The 15,771-nt window shown below is 68.9% G+C and carries 18 protein-coding genes and 1 pseudogene; 8 read left to right on the top strand and 11 right to left on the bottom strand.

The window, feature by feature from the left end:
* Positions 1 to 409: 409 nt before the first annotated feature.
* Entirely contained in the window at positions 410 to 1,309 is a 900-nt protein-coding gene (locus IEY89_RS37255; RefSeq protein ID WP_189151968.1) for an alpha/beta fold hydrolase, read from the bottom strand.
* A gap of 57 nt (positions 1,310 to 1,366) precedes the next feature.
* On the opposite strand from IEY89_RS37255, the gene IEY89_RS37250 reads away from it, so the two are divergent.
* The 4 genes and pseudogenes from IEY89_RS37250 to nadA all read left to right on the top strand — a co-directional run.
* Positions 1,367 to 1,975: a TetR/AcrR family transcriptional regulator gene (locus IEY89_RS37250; protein WP_189151967.1), complete on the top strand. Its 609-nt coding sequence runs from the start codon at positions 1,367 to 1,369 to the stop codon at positions 1,973 to 1,975.
* A 131-nt stretch (positions 1,976 to 2,106) separates the two neighbouring features.
* Positions 2,107 to 2,361, top strand: a complete 255-nt coding sequence (locus tag IEY89_RS41280; protein WP_229695650.1) for a tetratricopeptide repeat protein — start codon at positions 2,107 to 2,109, stop codon at positions 2,359 to 2,361.
* Positions 2,355 to 2,582, top strand: a complete 228-nt coding sequence (locus tag IEY89_RS41275) for a hypothetical protein (protein WP_229695649.1) — start codon at positions 2,355 to 2,357, stop codon at positions 2,580 to 2,582. Before IEY89_RS41280 ends, IEY89_RS41275 begins: the two co-directional genes overlap by 7 nt.
* 2 nt (positions 2,583 to 2,584) lie before the next feature.
* Positions 2,585 to 2,927, top strand: a pseudogene (gene nadA / locus IEY89_RS37240) (quinolinate synthase NadA); the annotation flags it as partial.
* Between the two features lie 24 nt (positions 2,928 to 2,951).
* Here nadA and IEY89_RS37235 read toward each other — a convergent pair.
* Both IEY89_RS37235 and IEY89_RS41605 read right to left on the bottom strand, forming a co-directional pair.
* Positions 2,952 to 5,138, bottom strand: a complete 2,187-nt coding sequence (locus IEY89_RS37235; protein WP_189151966.1) for a protein kinase domain-containing protein — start codon at positions 5,136 to 5,138, stop codon at positions 2,952 to 2,954.
* Between the two features lie 561 nt (positions 5,139 to 5,699).
* The gene (locus tag IEY89_RS41605; protein ID WP_268240791.1) at positions 5,700 to 5,825 is read right to left on the bottom strand and encodes a hypothetical protein; all 126 of its coding nucleotides are present in this window, start codon (positions 5,823 to 5,825) and stop codon (positions 5,700 to 5,702) included.
* A gap of 234 nt (positions 5,826 to 6,059) precedes the next feature.
* Between IEY89_RS41605 and IEY89_RS37225 the strand changes: the two genes are divergently transcribed.
* Positions 6,060 to 6,907, top strand: a protein-coding gene (locus tag IEY89_RS37225; protein ID WP_373287341.1) for an IS5 family transposase whose coding sequence is annotated in 2 segments (ribosomal slippage) — positions 6,060 to 6,423 and positions 6,423 to 6,907 — 849 coding nt in all. Because the reading frame shifts where the segments join, the coding sequence is not laid out codon by codon here.
* A 16-nt stretch (positions 6,908 to 6,923) separates the two neighbouring features.
* Here the strand turns inward: IEY89_RS37225 and IEY89_RS37220 are convergent.
* The 5 genes from IEY89_RS37220 to IEY89_RS37200 all read right to left on the bottom strand — a co-directional run bounded on the left by IEY89_RS37220 (position 6,924) and on the right by IEY89_RS37200 (position 9,893).
* The gene (locus IEY89_RS37220; RefSeq protein ID WP_229695648.1) at positions 6,924 to 7,211 is read right to left on the bottom strand and encodes an alpha/beta hydrolase; all 288 of its coding nucleotides are present in this window, start codon (positions 7,209 to 7,211) and stop codon (positions 6,924 to 6,926) included.
* A gap of 6 nt (positions 7,212 to 7,217) precedes the next feature.
* A complete protein-coding gene (locus tag IEY89_RS37215; RefSeq protein WP_189151965.1) occupies positions 7,218 to 7,397 on the bottom strand; it encodes a hypothetical protein in 180 nt (59 codons plus the stop codon).
* Positions 7,398 to 7,673: 276 nt separating this feature from the next.
* Complete coding sequence (locus tag IEY89_RS41775; RefSeq protein WP_308437484.1) at positions 7,674 to 8,027, bottom strand: hypothetical protein; 354 nt, start codon at positions 8,025 to 8,027, stop codon at positions 7,674 to 7,676.
* A gap of 143 nt (positions 8,028 to 8,170) precedes the next feature.
* On the bottom strand, positions 8,171 to 8,524 hold the full coding sequence (locus tag IEY89_RS37205) for a hypothetical protein (RefSeq protein WP_189151964.1): 354 nt from the start codon (positions 8,522 to 8,524) through the stop codon (positions 8,171 to 8,173).
* A 775-nt stretch (positions 8,525 to 9,299) separates the two neighbouring features.
* Positions 9,300 to 9,893: a TetR/AcrR family transcriptional regulator gene (locus tag IEY89_RS37200; protein WP_189151963.1), complete on the bottom strand. Its 594-nt coding sequence runs from the start codon at positions 9,891 to 9,893 to the stop codon at positions 9,300 to 9,302.
* Between the two features lie 58 nt (positions 9,894 to 9,951).
* Here IEY89_RS37200 and IEY89_RS37195 point away from each other — a divergent pair, with 58 nt between their 5' ends.
* Positions 9,952 to 10,902 carry a patatin-like phospholipase family protein gene (locus IEY89_RS37195; protein WP_189151962.1) on the top strand — a complete coding sequence of 317 codons (951 nt, stop codon included), beginning with the start codon at positions 9,952 to 9,954 and terminating at the stop codon, positions 10,900 to 10,902.
* Complete coding sequence (locus IEY89_RS37190) at positions 10,899 to 12,380, top strand: flavin-containing monooxygenase (RefSeq protein ID WP_189151961.1); 1,482 nt, start codon at positions 10,899 to 10,901, stop codon at positions 12,378 to 12,380. The genes IEY89_RS37195 and IEY89_RS37190 overlap by 4 nt, the downstream gene beginning before the upstream one ends.
* Before the next feature lie 465 nt (positions 12,381 to 12,845).
* Here the strand turns inward: IEY89_RS37190 and IEY89_RS37185 are convergent, their stop codons facing one another.
* From IEY89_RS37185 to IEY89_RS37175, 3 genes are all read right to left on the bottom strand, one after another.
* Positions 12,846 to 13,166 (bottom strand): MarR family winged helix-turn-helix transcriptional regulator, encoded by a 321-nt coding sequence (locus IEY89_RS37185; protein ID WP_189151960.1) that lies wholly within the window; start codon positions 13,164 to 13,166, stop codon positions 12,846 to 12,848.
* 565 nt (positions 13,167 to 13,731) lie between these two features.
* Positions 13,732 to 14,502: an IS21-like element helper ATPase IstB gene (istB, locus tag IEY89_RS37180; RefSeq protein WP_189151959.1), complete on the bottom strand. Its 771-nt coding sequence runs from the start codon at positions 14,500 to 14,502 to the stop codon at positions 13,732 to 13,734.
* Positions 14,499 to 14,648 (bottom strand): hypothetical protein, encoded by a 150-nt coding sequence (locus IEY89_RS37175; RefSeq protein ID WP_425579468.1) that lies wholly within the window; start codon positions 14,646 to 14,648, stop codon positions 14,499 to 14,501. The genes istB and IEY89_RS37175 overlap by 4 nt, the downstream gene beginning before the upstream one ends.
* Before the next feature lie 45 nt (positions 14,649 to 14,693).
* Between IEY89_RS37175 and IEY89_RS37170 the strand changes: the two genes are divergently transcribed.
* Complete coding sequence (locus tag IEY89_RS37170) at positions 14,694 to 15,425, top strand: IS6 family transposase (protein WP_189151958.1); 732 nt, start codon at positions 14,694 to 14,696, stop codon at positions 15,423 to 15,425.
* Positions 15,426 to 15,771 lie beyond the last annotated feature (346 nt).

Here is a 15,771-nt window from a genome sequence, read left to right as displayed (position 1 = left end):
CCAGCCGGAGCAGCCGACCTTGCCCCTCCCAACTCCAAGATCGTTACGGGACAGCCCTTAGGTTCTGTCTCTTTGATGCCGCCCTGCGCAACCGCTGGTCAGTACGCACGTACACCACGGCAGTGAACACGGCCCGCTCATCACACGGAGCCGTCCCGCTGCCCTGTGGACGAGCAGCGAATGGCGGCAGCAAGAGCTCGTAAAGGGTCCTGGGTGGGCCTTCTTGAGGCGTCGTCAGCAGGTGAGGCTGAGTGTCAGGGAGACGAAGGCGTCGTGGAGTTCGAGGCGTCGTTCCCCTCGGATGGCGAGGCGTTCGAACTGGTGGAGAGGGCGAAGGCCTGCTCGACGACGTAGCGGAGTTCGTGAAGTTTCGTCTGTCGTTCGCGAAGTTCACCGTGTGGCGTGCCTGCTACCGGTTGGCCGCGAGAAAGTCCTCCAGGATCTCGACAAACCGCGCCGGCTGCTCCTCGGCCGGGTAGTGGCCGCAGTCGTCGAGGACGACCCCCGTGACGTCGTCGGCCGCCAGCCGCATCGTCTGGGCGGCATTCGCGCCGCTCCACAGCGCGCCGCCGACGGCGAGCACCGGCAGCGTCAGCCGGGTCTTGCTGCGCTGCTCGTTCTGCGCGATCGTCTCGTCCAGCGCCCGGTAGTACGCGAAGCTCGCCCGCAGCGCGCGAGGATCCGCGGCGATCGCGTCGACGTAGACGTCGACGGCGTACGCGGGGATCGCGTCCGGGGTGGCGGCCTTGGTGGAGAACTGGTAGCCGAAGAAGAGCCGCTCCCGTCCCCGGACCAGTTCCTCGTTGATGTCGGTGAGCCGGTTGAAGCCGAACTGCCAGAGTTTCAGGTTGACCGCGGCCGGGCCGAAGAACGGCGGGGACGGCGTGAGACCGGGGATCACTGCTTCGAGGATGCCGAGCCGGCCCACCCGCTCGGGGTGATCGGCGGCGAGGGCGTATCCGGTCCACGTACCGATGTCGTGGCCGACCACGTCGAACCGGTCGTGCCCGAGCGCGGCCATCAACGCGACCAGATCGGCGGCCAGCGTGCCGGCGTCGTAACCGTCGTCGGGCTTGTCGGAGAGCCCGGCTCCGCGCGAGTCGACGGCGACGACGGTGTGCTGGCGGGCGAGCGCGGGCATCACCTCCCGCCAGGCGTACCAGGTCTGGGGCCACCCGCCGATCAGCAGCAGCGCCGGGCCGTCCCCGCCGGTGACCGCGTGCAGCCGCAGTCCGTTCACCTCCACGAGCCGGCTGGTGAAGACGTCAAGAAACCCGTCAGGCAGCCGTAACGAACTCAAGCTTGTCATGCTGGCGACCATACACATCCTTGAATGATCGGTACAAGATGTGTAGACTGACGGACCATGGCAGGCCGCAAGCAATTCGACGTGGACGAGGCGCTACGACGTGCGATGCACGTCTTCTGGCGCTGGGGTTATTCGGAGGCCTCGATCGATCGCCTGACCGAGGGCACGGGCCTGGGCCGGGGCTCGCTCTACGGCACCTTCGGCGACAAGAGCGCCCTCTTCCGGAAAAGCCTCCAACGGTACGCGCAGACCTACCACCCGCTGTACGAGCAGGCACTGTCCGGCCCCCACCCGAGCCCGAGCGCCGTTGTGACCGCCTACCTGCAGGTCGCCCTGAACCGCATCGCCGACCCGACGGTCCCGGATGGCTGCCTGCTCACGGTGTCGGCAACGCAGTTCCCGGCCCTCGACGCGGAGGGCCGGGCGATGGTCCGCGCCATGATCGACGGTTTGCGGGCGATGCTGGAGCAGGCGTTGCTGGCGGCGGGGGCCGGTGAGCAGGAGGCGGCAGAGCTGGCGTTGTGCACGCTGGCGACGAACAAATCTCTGGCGGTGCTGAGCCGCGCCGGCTTCTCGGGCGAAGACCTGGCAACCATCGCGGCAGCCGCCGCCAAGAATGCCCAGGCTCTGCCGAATCGACCGGCCGAACCGTCGGGGCCGCGATAGGCGGGAACGGCCCCGTCGCCCATGGATCTGCAGAGACCTTGGGGCAGTCGGCAACTCGGCCGGTTCCGGGAGGCCCTGGCGTTCTCCGAGCGAGGCCTGGCACTGTCCCGGAGACAGGGAACGAACTGTGGGTGTCCGAGTGCCTCGTCGAACTCGCCTGGTTGCGTTCCAAGACGGGACAGCCCGAAAGTAGCCTCGCCTACAGCGAGGAGGCCATCGCCCTGTTCCGGCGTCTGGACGCACGGTGGCAGGAGGCGCAGGGCCGGGACGTTCTGGCCCACGCACTCCGTCTGCTCGGCCGGTACGAGGAGGCGATGGCCACCTACCGGCGGGCGATGAAGGCGTTCGACGAACTGGGGACCACAGGAACGTCGTCGGCGTGCTGATGCGCATGGGCGACACCCGTCTGGCCATGGGCGAGCGGGAGGCCGCACGACCGGACTGGATCCGCGCGCTCGATGACGCCGAACGGCAGTCGCTGCTCCACACCGCACAGCAGGTACGGGACCGGCTCGCCGCCCTGCAGGCGGACGAGCCGCATGGCGCCAGGCACGGCTGCGCCTCAGCGCTCGCGTTCCCGCCTGCCTCGAAGAACGCGTCGCCTTAGTGAACGTGAACGTCCTGGTCCACCCGGAGTGCAAGCACGAGGTGGTGGAGGCGGCGGACTGGGTCGGCTCGACCGAGTACATCATCAAGGCGCTGGAGGCGGCCCCAGCCGGTTCCAAGTGGGCCATCGGGGCAGGATCTGAACCTGGTCCGCCGGCTGGCGAACCGTTTCGCGCCGGAGGGCAAGGAGATCGTCTTTCGCGACAAGACGGTCTGCTTCTGCTCGACGATGAACCGCATCGATCTGCCGCACCTGGTATGGATCCTGGAGTCCCTCGCCGAGGGCAACCTGGTCAACCGCATCGAGGTCGACCGGGAGACCGAGGCGTTCGCGAGGCTGGCGCTGCCGGGGCCGGGCTCCCGGCCCCGCTCACCCCGAGGCGGATTTCCGCTCGGGGTGAGCGGGGTCGAGGCTGAAGACCGTGCCGTCGGGGGTGACCACCACTAGCGTGCCGTCCTGGAGCAGCAGCGAGTGGTCGACCCAGCCGCCGGACGCCCGCTCGACCCGGGGCAGCGTCTCCCACAGCAGCGTCCCCGCCCGGTCGAGGGCCGCCACCCGGCCACTGGCGCTGGCCAGGTACAGGGCACGGGTCCGCCGGTCGTACCGGACCTCACCGGGCTGTTCCAGGTTGGTCTGAGTCCGCCACAGCGGCTTTCCCGTGCCGGGCGACACGGCGGTCACCTCGCCGCTGGGCGAGGCGAACCACAGAGTGCCGTCGGCCAGCGTCACCTCGCCCACGTACTCCTTCGTCAGTTTCGTGGTGCTGCGGGCGCCGGTGCGAGGGTCCACCAGCTCGATCCGGACGTACGGGGCGTCCGGCGCGTTCTCGTCGTCCCCGCCCTGCACCAGGAACAGCAGCCGGCCGTCGAAGGTACCGGCGAGGCCGCTGTTGTACGGGGCCGCCAGCCGCCTCGTCGAACCGTCCGCCGAGTCGAACGCGAGCACCACGAAGTCCTTGGGATCGTCCTTCTCGGGGATGCACTGCGCATACAGGGTGCCGCCCGCCTCGACGAACCCGCAGTAGTAGCCTGCGGGCAGGAGGGCCGTCCAGCGCCCGGCGCCGGTCCGGGCGGAACGGGCGGTCACCGACCGGCCGTCGGCGTTCGGGATCACGACCAGGTCGCCCCAAAAGAGCGTGTTGCCTGTCGTCTCGGTAACCGGACGGGTCCACAGCCGCGCGCCGCTCGCGGTGTCGAGGGCCACGACACTGGCCGCGTAGCTGTCGCTGGTGAGGACCTGCTGGACGACCATCGTCCCGCCATGGACACCCAGGAGAACTGTGGAGTACGACTCCCTGGTGGCGCCGGGCGGTGCGATGGCGGCGCGCCAGACCGTCTCGCCGGTAAGGCCGTTCAGGCGCACCGGAAGCACCCCGTCGCCTCCGCAGTAGACGGCGCCCTCGTACGCCTGGCAATACGGCCCGACGTCGGTCACGACGCTCCCTTTCAGCGAGGTCCTCGCCCCGTGGGCGGCGGTCTCGTGCATGGTCGTCCGCCAGGGTCGCCAGCCGTCGGGCGGGGCGCTGGCCCCGTCCTGCGCCCGCTCCGGCCCGACCAGCAGATAGGCCGTCAGCCCGAGGGCCAGCGCGCCGACCGTGCCGGTAGCGGCCCACAGGGGGCGGAGGCGACCGCGTCGCCGGCCGGGCCGGCCCTCGTTCCCCGGTCCGGCGCCCGCCCCGGCGCGCTCCCGCCCGGTGACCGGGGTGCCCGAGCGCAACGTCACCGTGTGCGCGTCGCCCGCGTCCGTCTCCGGCAGGGCTTCGGCGAACTCCCGGGCCAGTTCCTCCAGGTCCGGCCGGTCCGCGGCCTTTTTGGCCAGACAGCGCTCCAGGATGCCGCGCAACGGCTGCTCGACCCCCTCCAGCACGGGCTCGTTGTGGACCACCCGGTAGGCCGTCACATAGGGGCTGTCGGCGTCGAAGGGCCCGCGCCCGGTCCTGGCATAGACCAGCAGCGCGCCGAGTGAGAAGACATCCGAGGCCGGCCCGACCGTGCGGGCGTCGGTGAACTGCTCCGGGGACATGAACGGCGCGGTGCCGATCATCTGGCCGGTCTCGGTGAGGGTGAGGTGGTTTTCCGCCGCGCGGGAGATGCCGAAGTCGATAACTCGGGGACCGTCCTCGGCCATCAGGACGTTACCCGGTTTCAGGTCCCGGTGCACCACGCCGGCCCGGTGGATGTCCCGCAGTGCCTCCACCAGCCCCAGCGCCAGTCGCCGCAGTTCGCCGCCGCGGAGCGCGCCCTGGTCGCGGATCCGCTCGGCGAGCGAACGGCCGGGCACGTACTGAGTCGCCATCCACGGCCGCGGCGCCTCCGGGTCGGCATCCACCACCGGTGCGGTGAAGACGCCGCTCACTTTGCGGACGGCCTCGATCTCCTGCCGGAACCGGGCACGGAAGACGACGTCCTCGGCGTACTGGGCGTGCACTACCTTGACGGCGACCTCACGGCCCGAGCGCGATCTGGCCCGGTAGACGGCTCCCATGCCCCCGGCGCCGAGCCGGTCCATCAGCCTGTACCCGCCGACCGACTTCGGGTCGTCCCTGTGCAGAGGCACCGTCCGAAATTCCTTCCCGCGTAAAGTTGTTCGAGTCCAGGGCACAGGATACGCAGCGGTGCGACGGCGGAGCCGGTGTCTCCGGCCCGGGCGAGGGCTGCGGCCACGGCGCGCCTTCCTGACCTACGGCCGGGCTCGGCTCACTCCGCCCGCGGACGGACCAGCCCCGACCCGTACGCGATCACCACCAGCTCGTGGTGCGTGAGGCTCAACAGCGACGCCTGTGCTTGACGGATCCTGCCCGGAGGCACTGGCCGCCCCGGCCGGAGCGGTCCGGAGAGCAACAGTGAGGCCGTGCCAGCGGGGAGGGCAGCGGGCGTCACCCTCTTTCTGCGGCGCAGGAAGAAACGACGGGAACGAGGCATGGGGAATTTTCCTGGGACGGGAGAGAGGGGTACAAGTCGTCGCCCCGCTGATCGGTGGGCGACACGCGGGCGTGCCTCTCGTCCCAACGTCGTCGGCGCAACATCTGGTTCACCGCGCACAGCGTCTCGCCGAACCGAACTGGATCCAGCACCGACGGCCGAACGCCTCACGGATCCTCCACGGAGTCCGGGTCACTCACATCGGGCCCCGCGGATCCATCCGCGCGACCTCCACGAGCGCCATCACCTCCCGCCGGGCCCGGTCGTCCGGCAGGCGCCCCATGACCTCCTCCGCGAGCTCCTCCACTACGTCGTACCGCATCCCGCACACCCCCGTGTGATCGACTCGGGCAGCAGCGTACGAAGAAAACGCTGATCGCGTTCCGGCCTGTGGATAGCCCGCCTCCGTGCGCTCAACGGCCCCGCAACGCGGCGCGTACGCGTCAGATAGCCACGCCCCACGAGTGGATCATGGCAGACCTTGATCCACTTATGAAACAGGCCCTAGAGATCGTCTTCAAAGGTGGCCAGGTGATGAGGGATCATGCTTGTCGTGGTGCGTCGTCATGAGCTTTCGGATGCCGAGTGGGCTGTGTTGTCGCGGTTGTTGCCGAGCTCGGGGACTGCTGGGCGGCCCCGTTCGGACGACCGGGTGGTCCTGAACGGGATCGTGTGGAAGCTGCGGACCGGCTCGGCCTGGCGTGATGTGCCGGAACGTTATGGTTCCTGGCAGACCTTGTACACGCGGTTCCGCAGGTGGGCGCTGGACGGCACGTTCTCACGCATGCTGCGGGCGATCCAGGCGGAGAAGGACGCGGCCGGAGACATCGACTGGCTGGTGTCGGTCGACTCCACCATCGTGCGGGCTCATCAGCATGCCGCCGGCGGCAAAAGGGGGCAGTCGACAGGGACGAAGCGGGTGATCACGCCCTCGGTCGATCCCGTGGCGGACTGAGCACGAAAGTCCACCTGGCCTGCGACGGACTCGGCCGCCCCCTCGGCTTCGTCTTATCCGGCGGCAACACCAACGACTGCACCCGCTTCGAGGAGGTGATGGGCTCGATCAGCGTGCCCAGAGTCGGGCCCGGGCGTCCGCGGACCCGGCCCGACCATGTGGTTGCCGACAAGGGCTACAGCTCTCGGAAGATCCGCGCCTACCTGCGCCGACGAGGCATCCCGCACACGATCCCCGAACGCGTCGACCAGGTCCTTGGCCGACTGAACCGCGGCACACGCGGCGGCCGGCCGCCCGGCCTCGACCGGTGCGTCTACCGCCGCCGCAACGTCGTCGAGCGCTGCTTCAACCGTCTCAAGCAGTGGCGCGGGCTGGCCACCCGCTACGACAAGACCCGCGAGTCCTACCACGCTGCCGTCACCATCGCCTCGATCCTGCTCTGGCTCTGACCTTTGAAGACGATCCCTAGTTCTCCGCCAGGGCTTTGGTGCGGTCCGGTGGTGCCGGCCGCCGCTCGATGTCGATCGTCGGATCGCCTTCGATCCAGCCCTGGCGCTGCCACCAGCCGATCGCCTTGCGCGCGATGGACAACTCCCGGTTGACGGTGTCGGCGTCCATCTCGTCCGCCCGCGCCGCCGCCAGCTCGGCCAGCACCTCCGGCAGCGCCGGGTCGTCGATCGCGGCGACAAGGAAGACGGGCGGCTTCGCGCCCCGGCGGGCGGGTCCGGTCGGCGCCGGTTCGCCGGTGAGCATCCACCCTCATGTCGTCAGCGAGATCCGGTAGATCCGCGCGGAGGACTTCGCGATGCCCGCGCCGGTGAGGTATCGCTCGACCGCCGCGGCGTACGACGACGGCGGGGCGGACAAGGACACCACCCGGGCGCGCGGCAGCCGAAGCGCGCCCTCGCTCCCGAACTCGGCCACTGGTGCGATCGCCATATCCGCCCCGCCCTTCCGGCACTGCCGCAGTAAATGCGTATACCTCGCCCTGGCGGCCGTGATGGCCCGCCGCAGGTCGCGGTGATCACGGTAGGAGATCTGCCGCAGTAAATCCGGCAACCCCTTGACGAGGCGTCAGAACCTAGAAGTTCGATACGCCAACCTCGAAGCGGAATCACTGCTACCGCTATTCACTGCTTTGGGTCCTCACCCCGAGCCAGCGACCGACCGCCACATTGACTACAGAGTGCTACTTGTCACTTCGTTCGCCACTCGTTAACGGCACCCCGAGTTGGGGAATGATGGGGCAGCCGTCCGTCCGCCGCTGGTGCAGGTAGGGCTTGTGCTCGTCCAGGAGCGTCGCCCGGTTAATGCTCTGGACCAGGAGTTCGCCGAGGCTGCGGCGAAGCGGCGCACGGTGGAGTGGTCGAGCCGCAGTTCACGGCCGATCGCGGCCAGGGTCTTGCCCTCGGCCAGTCGCATCTCCGACGTCCAGCCGCCGCGCCGCCGCACCACCTTCTCGATGCGCTCCGCCTCGGACAGCCCCTTCTCCACCCATGAGCGCGTGGCACCCCAGCCCTGACTGTCAAGATCCGTGCCGATGCCCTCGGCACCCTCACCCGAACCCATGGAGGCAGACTATCCGCCTCCCAGTGAACGCATCCCGTGAACTGAGTTCGCCAACAGTGTCACTCAGTTGCCGGGGACGAGGCGTTTAGACATCCCACGAGGGTAGATCCACAGTCATGGCTGACGGGTTCTGCCGCCGGGGGTTAGGAACTGTGCTTCTCCACTTCCACCATGACCTGGGCGACGACCTCCTCCGGTGTCTCCCCCAGGCGATTCACCGCCGTCGCCAGCAGCACCGTCCCAACTCGGGCGTTGGCGTGCGCGATGTGCGCAGTCACGTCGACGAGCTCGTCCCAGCCGGCCTTGGCCTTCTCCAGGTCACCCGTCTCGACACCCGCTCGGAACGTGGACTCAGCCGCATCCAGCAGGTCGCGGTATGCAGGCGCGACCGCTTCCCCGCTATGCCCGCCCCCAGCCTTGGCCAGGTTGTAGAAGGCGACTAGCGCCTGACCGGCGCGACGGTCATAGTCACGCGACTTGTCATCGTAAGTTCCCATACTGCAGAGGCTATCGAGCGCCACTGACACACAGCAGATCACCCATCGACGTGGCGTGGCGTTCGAGCGCTGCGGGCGGAGGGGCTCTGTCGTACCAGGCCCAACGAAGCCTCGACACCCTCCGACTCGGTGAGCGGCCACGGTGGTACTGGCAGGCTGTGCGGCCCGGGATGGTTGCCGGCCGCGTGCACCGCGAAGACGTCGCCCCGCCCTGTCCACACCGCACGGCCGGCGCGGGTCAGCGGATCGTCCCACTTGCACACTGCCCCGGTCGGCAGGGCCTGCTCCTCACCGTGGTGCTTCCTCAGCCGCTCTCGCGACGGCCGGGGCGGTCGCCCGCACCGTCACACCGACCCCGGGCCGTTCGTTCGGTGGGTGCCTCGGTGCCGGGGGAGGCGGCCGGGCCCTGGCCGTGTGGCGCTTCGCGTGACATGACGTTGGATCGACCGAACCGAAGTGGACTTCCTGATGCCGACGCTACCTTGCCTCGCGGAAGTAGACGGTGTCCCCGGAGAACGCCTCCCGGCAGAAGTCGACTGTGCCGCATGAGAACGTCGCCCCGCTGAAATCTCCGCCGCCGAAAGTGACGCCCGTAAAGTCCAGGTTGGACCTTGCCGCGAGTGGCGATGTTGGAGGGGCAGGCGGAGGTGGTCCCGTATGAGGCGGATGCCGGTGCGCCGGAACGGCCCAGCGGTCCCTCGGCAACACGGCTTGCCTGCGAGCCGTCCCTTCCAGCCGCGTCCCCGCAACCGGCAGCGCAGCAGCATCGGCCCCCTCAGGGGTGCCCGTTCAAGACGCTGCGCAGCAGGTCGACGAGGGGCTGCACCGGGACAGTCGGGTCGAAGGCGCGCTGGACGCCGAGCCCGATACCGAGGCTGAGCAGGGTCAGGGCGGCGGTGTCGGCGGGCAGGGCAGGTGTGATGCCGAGTTCGTCCGCCTGCGCCCGAATCAGGTTCGCGAGCGCGTCGGTGACGGTGCGCCGACGCTGGGCGAGCTGCTGGCACACCTGCGTGTCGCGGCGGTTGGCGGTGGCGAACTCGACTTCCAGCGAGGTCCACGAGCTGTCGCCGATGGTCTCTTCGGCCCAGCGGGCGAATCCTGCGATCCGGTTCTCGAAGCGGGGCGCGTCGCCCATCGCGGCGGCCAGCTGTGTCACCTGTTCCGCGGCGATGCGGTCGAGCACGGCCAAGCACAGCTCGTTCTTGGTGGCGAAGTTGGAGTACACCGCCCCCTTCGAGTAGCCCGCCGCCTGGGCGACACGCTCCATTGACGACGCCGTGAAGCCGTCGCCCAGGAAGAGCGCGTACGCGGTGTCGAGGACGTGTTCGCGGGTGCGGGCCTGGCTCTCGGCCCGGGTCAGTCTTGCCACCCTCGGAGGATACCGCTAGCTTTCGGATCCCCTTGGAATTCAAATACCGGGAGAATTTATGTTGGAGTGTCCACGACGCGGGCTGGTCGTCGGGTGCGGCGGCACCCTCGGCTTCGCTTGGGCGGTTGCTGCCCTGGCTGCGGTCGAGGAGCAGCTTGACTGGGATGCCCGCACGGCAGAGGTGCTGGTGGGGACGTCGGCGGGGGCGGAGGTCGTGTCCGCGCTCGGGTCCGGCCGGTCGATCTCCGACCTGCTTGCGGCACTGCAGGGCCGGTCCGACGCGGACCCGCTGCTCCTGCAGCACGTCGGCACGCACCCGGGAGCCCTGCCACCGGTTCCGTGGCCGGGACTGCCGGGCGCCGGGCTGGCGGCGGCGGCAGCCCGGGGCCGTATCCCGCTCGGCTCGGGGCTGCTGGGCCTCCTGCCGCGCGGCCGTGGGAATGCGGGGTGGCTGCGGGGCTTCGGCGCCGCGCTGGCGGACGGTCACACGTGGCTCGCCTCGTCACGTACGTGGCTGGTGGCGACCGAGGCGCGCTCCGGAAGGCGGGTCGCGTTCGGTTCGCCCGACGCCCCGGTTGCCGACATCGGCAGCGCGGTGGCCGCGTCGTGGGCGATCCCGGGCTGGTTTCCTCCCGTACGGATCGACGGGCGCGCCTACCTCGACGGCGGGGTGGTGTCGCCGACGTCGGCCGACCTCGTTGCCCCGCTCGGCCTGGACGAGGTCGTGATCGTCGCCCCGATGGCGACGTCCGGGGGCGCGCCCGCCACCGGGTTGAGTCGCCTCGAACGCGTCGCCAGGCGCTGGATGACCCGGACCCTCGACGCGGAGGAACACCTGCTCCGGGCAGGGGGGACCCGCGTTGTCCGGATCGAGCCCGGCGCCGAGGAACTGGCCGTCATGGGCTTCAACTTCATGGACGTCGCCCGCCGCCCGGCCACCCTCGACGTCTCCCTGCGTACCGGGCCCGACCGTGTTAAGCGAGCCATCGACAGGAGTACCGCGGCATGAGCGCCCAGTTCGAGGTCGTCGTCATCGGCGCCGGCATCTCCGGGGTCGGCGCGGGAGTCCGGTTGCGCGAGGCCGGGATCCGGGACTTCCTGATCATCGAGGCTGCCGACGACTTCGGCGGCACGTGGCGGGCCAACACCTATCCCGGCTGCCAATGCGATGTGCCGTCCCGGCTCTACAGCTACTCGTTCGCGCCGAACCCGGACTGGACGAGGGTGTACACGCATCAGCCGGAAATCCTCGCCTATGTGAAAGGGGTCGCCGACCGGCACCGGCTGCGCGAGCAGACCCGGTTCGGCGTGCGCATGGTCGAGGCGCACTGGCAGCCCGACGCGGCACGGTGGCGGATCAGCACCAATGTCGGCGAGTTCACCGCCCGGTTTCTGATCACCGGTGCCGGGCCGTGGAACGAGCCTCTCATACCCGACATCCCGGGCCTTGTGGAGTTTCCCGGCGAGGTGTTCCACTCCGCGCGCTGGAATCACGACTACGACCTGCGCGGCAAGCGGGTCGCGGTGCTCGGCACCGGGGCATCGGCCGTGCAGTTCGTCCCGGCCATCGCCTCGCAGGTCGACCGGCTCCACCTGTTCCAGCGCACTGCCCAGTGGGTGCTGCCCAAGCCGGACCATCGCATACCGGCGGCCGAGCGGTGGGCGATGCGGCACGTGCCCGGTGCCCGGGCCGCGGTGGCTGCCGTGGAGTACCGGGCCATGGAGATGCTGGGCCGCGGATTCCGCAGACCCTCGCTGCTGCGTGGCGTACAGGCCGTGGCACGCGCACACCTGCGCGCTACCGTGCGGGACCGGGAACTGCGCCGCAAACTGACCCCCGACTACACCATCGGCTGCAAGCGCATCCTGTTCTCCAACCACTACTACCCGGCCCTGACCCGCCCGAATGTGGACGTGCACGCCTGCGCCGTCCGCATGGTGGACGGCACCACCGTGCTCGGCGCCGACGGCAGCAGTGTCGACGTGGACGCGATCATCCTCGGCACAGGCTTTCACATCCTCGACATGCCCCTGTCGAACCTCATCCATGACGGCGCCGGACGTTCTCTCGCCGACCACTGGCAGGGCTCCCCCGAGGCGTACCTCGGCACCGTCACCGCCGGGTTCCCCAACACGTTTCTGCTTCTCGGTCCCGGCCTGGGCACCGGACACAGCTCCGCGTTCACCATCCTCGAAGCCCAGCTCGATCTCGCCTTCGGCGCAATCCGCTCAGCACGCGCCGAGGGGTGGGCGTCGGTCGAGGTACGCCGCGACGTGCAGACCGCATACAACACCGAACTGCAGGCCGCCCTCGCGGGCACCGTCTACAACACCGGCGGATGCCGGAGCTACTACCTCGACGTGAACGGCCGCAACAGCTTCAGTTGGCCCTGGTCCACTGGCCGGCTCCGCACACAGGTGGCACGTTTCGACGCCCGCGACTTCACCGTCATGCACCCCATCGACCGGCAGGAGCTCAGCGCATGAGATTCCCCGCCATCGACAATGCGCAGCGCCGACATCGCCGTCACCGGCGCCGCACGCGGCATCGGACTCGCCACGGCGAAGGCGTACGCCCCCCGGGGTGCCCACGTCACGCTCGGTGACCTGGCCCGGCAGGCCGCCTACAACAGAAACGATCGCGCGTTCTCGACCCAGCCAGACCAAGAGAAAAGCCGACGGCGTCTCGTGCCACGCCTGGAGCGCAGCACCATCTGGCCCGCGTCGACGAAGGTCCGAGCCCGGAACCCGTCCCACTGTGGCTCACCCGCCCAGCCCGGCCACGGATCAGGCTTGGGTATGGGAGCGCTCAGCCTTGGCTCCGGCAGCGTCCACGGCACGCCCGATTTCTTCCACTACCAGGGGGTGCCCTTGGTCTTGCGTGGCGGGGCGACGGGACATAGCGCGCAGGTGGCCGCTGGTGATGTCCATGATGTCGGCGAGCAGGGAGATCTACTCGGGGCTGAGGACGTCCACGAAGCCCTCACGAACCGTGGCCGGATGGCCGGGGGCGGCGGTTTCGAGGACTCGCTGCCTCTCGTCGGTGGGGATCGCGAGCACCCTGCGTTCGTCCTCGGGCTCGGTCTCACGACGCAACAGTCCGGCATTCTCCAACTGGGCGACCTGGTAGGTCATTCCGCTGCGCGAGAAGACGGTTCGCTCGGCCAGCTCGGGCCTCCGGCGTCGCCGCCCCGGGCTCCCGCGGATGCGAGTGAGGATCTCGTACTGGACCCGGGCGCCCCCGCCTGCTTCGCCGAGTTGAGCGTCGACCATGCGAGCGATCAGGCTCGCGGTGTGAGAAAGCCGTTCCCAGTGCGCATCTCGACTCGTCCAGCCAGCGGGGCTCGTGTTCGGTCATGGCACCGCTCCACCCACCTGCTTCGAACTCGAAGTACATGCTTCGAGTTCGAAGTGAGGCTAGGGTTCCCGCCATCGCACTGAAGATTCGAGTTCGAAGCGCCTTCCGCCCATGCGTACTCAGCCCTATCCCAAGAGCACTAGTGAAGATCAGCATCATCGCCGCCAGCAATCTCGGTTCCGTCCTCGCCCGGCGGTTCGCCGAGAGCGGTCACGACGTCACCACCGCCGACTTCGCCACCGACCCGGCTCGCCGCCGATGTAGAGGCTGCCGAGGCGCCGCCGGACCAGGCAATGCCAGAACAGCCAGCCGATCGGCATGTAGGGGAGTTCCTCCGTGAACGGTGGGCGGCCGATCAGCTCGCTTACCCGACCGCGTTTTCGCGTTCGACGAGTTCGGGCCGCTCGGCATCCGCCCCACACCAGGTGTCCGCGTACTCCTTGAAGTGCTCAGCCAAGTACAGATAAACGTGCTCAGCTCTCAGGCAACGTCGGTCTCGCGCTCGATGGCGGCGAGTCGGTTCTTGAGCCGGTAGCTGGGGCCGTTGATCGCGATGACGTCGCAGTGGTGCAGGAGGCGGTCGAGGATCGCGGTGGCGAGGACTTCGTCGCCGAAGACCTGGCCCCATTCGCTGAAGGTCTTGTTCGAGGTCAGGATGATCGAGCCCTTCTCGTAACGCTTGGAGATCACCTGGAAGACCAGGTTCGCCTCGGCGCGTTCGAGGGGCTGGTAGCCGACCTCGTCGACGACGAGGACGCTGGGCCGCAGGTAGGAACGGAGCTTGCTGGTCAGCCGGCCTGCGGCTTCGGCGGTCTTCAGCTGGCGGACCATGTCGTCGAGCGTGGTGAAGTAGATCGAGAACCCGGCCCGGCAGGCCGCGACGGCCAGGGCGACGGCCAGGTGTGTCCTGCCCACTCCCGGCGGGCCGAGCAGAGCTGCGTTGGCCTTGGCCTCGATGAACGAGAGGGTGGCCAGGTCCTTGACCTTGCGCGGGTCGAGTTCGGGCTGGAAGGAGAAGTCGTAGTCGTCAAGCGTCTTGTGGTGCGGCAGCTTCGACAGTCGCAGACCCTGGCGGAAACGCCGGTCATCGCGGACCGCAAGCTCTTCAGCCAGGACCAGGTCAAGGAAGTCGAGGTAGCCGAGCTTGCCCTCCTCGGCCCGCTCGGCGTACTGGTTCAGGCTCTCGGCCAGGTGGGGCAGGCCGAGTTTGGCGGCCGTGCTGCGGATGCGGGCGGTGACCAGCTGGCTCAACGGGCTTCCCTCGTCGTCGAATTGGTGGTGAAGGGGCGGGTGCCGGTCAGCTCGTCATAGACCGACAACGGACGCCGGCTGACCTCGATGCGGCTGGCGGCGGACCGGTTCAGCAGGGCCTTGAGCGGTCCGGCCGGCGTTGTCACGTTGACTGAGCGGAGTGGGATGATCTTGTGGTTGACCGCGTCTGGATGGGATCGCCCGTGTCGTCCGCGTCGCCGTCGTACAAGGGGCACCGGTACCCGGTCGAGATCATCTCGCACTGCGTGTGGCTGTACTTCCGGTTTCCGCTCAGCTTCCGCGAGGTCGAGGAGCTCATGCTGGAGCGCGGCGTCGTCGTGTCCTACGAGACCATCCGCCGCTGGTGCCTGAAGTTCGGGCAGGCCTACGCCAACTCCCTGCGCCGACGGCGCCCTCATCCCGGCGACAAGTGGCACCTCGACGAGGTCTTCATCAAGATCAACGGTGAGCAGAAATACCTGTGGCGGGCCGTCGACCAGGACGGCAACGTGCTGGACATCCTCGTGCAGAACCGACGCGACAAGGCCGCGGCCAGGCGGTTCTTCCGTGGCCTTCTCACAAAGACGGGTACGGTGCCGCGGGTGGTCGTCACTGACAAGCTCCGCTCCTACGGAGCCGCCCACCGCGAGGTCATGCCCTCGGTCGAGCACCGCTCCCACAAAGGCCTGAACAACCGGGCCGAGAACTCCCACCAACCGACCCGGCAGCGCGAACGGGCCATGAAAGGCTTCCGCAGCACCGGCGGAGCGCAGAGATTCCTCGCCGCGTTCAGCGGGATCTCACCCCACTTCCGACCCCACCGCCACAGCCTGTCCGCTACCCACTACCGAGCCGAGATGATCATCCGCTTCGCCATCTGGGACCACATCACCGGCATCGCCGGCCTGCCCGCAACAGCCTGACCCAGACCGACACCCGGGCCGGCCACACCCCAGCACGCTGTCAGGCACTCACGCACCCAACAACGTGACAGCGCCCTGCCCCGTTCTAAACCGCACCCACCGCGCCTACTGGGCAATCACTCCAACGAGGGCGTGTCGCACCACCACCCCGCAACGATGCAGACAGAGGGCATGCGCCGCATCAACGAAGTGGCGTTGTTGTCTTCATGGTTTCCGGACGTGCCGTTGGGCCCCCGCCCCACACGTAACCATCACAACAGTCGAGTTGCACCGTCTATTGAGTCCCCATTGGACCTGCGGTCAGGCAGATCGGGCCCGTTCGGGGTACTGCTGTGGAACCGCGGCC

The organism is Streptomyces lacrimifluminis, assembly GCF_014646095.1.
Taxonomy (GTDB): Bacteria; Actinomycetota; Actinomycetes; order Streptomycetales; family Streptomycetaceae; genus Streptomyces; species Streptomyces lacrimifluminis.
Note: the sequence above shows the minus strand (reverse complement) of the source record. Positions and strands in the feature narration are given on the sequence as shown.

Coding starts and splice junctions, on each gene's coding strand:
- IEY89_RS37215 (WP_189151965.1), bottom strand. CDS start 7,397: ATGGCGATCGCACCAGTGGCCGAGTTCGGGAGCGAGGGCGCGCTTCGG.
- IEY89_RS37170 (WP_189151958.1), top strand. CDS start 14,694: ATGGGATCGCCCGTGTCGTCCGCGTCGCCGTCGTACAAGGGGCACCGG.
- IEY89_RS37250 (WP_189151967.1), top strand. CDS start 1,367: ATGGCAGGCCGCAAGCAATTCGACGTGGACGAGGCGCTACGACGTGCG.
- IEY89_RS37220 (WP_229695648.1), bottom strand. CDS start 7,211: ATGCTCACCGGCGAACCGGCGCCGACCGGACCCGCCCGCCGGGGCGCG.
- IEY89_RS37190 (WP_189151961.1), top strand. CDS start 10,899: ATGAGCGCCCAGTTCGAGGTCGTCGTCATCGGCGCCGGCATCTCCGGG.
- IEY89_RS37255 (WP_189151968.1), bottom strand. CDS start 1,309: ATGACAAGCTTGAGTTCGTTACGGCTGCCTGACGGGTTTCTTGACGTC.
- IEY89_RS37195 (WP_189151962.1), top strand. CDS start 9,952: ATGTTGGAGTGTCCACGACGCGGGCTGGTCGTCGGGTGCGGCGGCACC.
- IEY89_RS41605 (WP_268240791.1), bottom strand. CDS start 5,825: ATGCGGTACGACGTAGTGGAGGAGCTCGCGGAGGAGGTCATGGGGCGC.
- IEY89_RS37185 (WP_189151960.1), bottom strand. CDS start 13,166: ATGGTCGACGCTCAACTCGGCGAAGCAGGCGGGGGCGCCCGGGTCCAG.
- IEY89_RS37205 (WP_189151964.1), bottom strand. CDS start 8,524: ATGGGAACTTACGATGACAAGTCGCGTGACTATGACCGTCGCGCCGGT.
- IEY89_RS41775 (WP_308437484.1), bottom strand. CDS start 8,027: ATGGGTTCGGGTGAGGGTGCCGAGGGCATCGGCACGGATCTTGACAGT.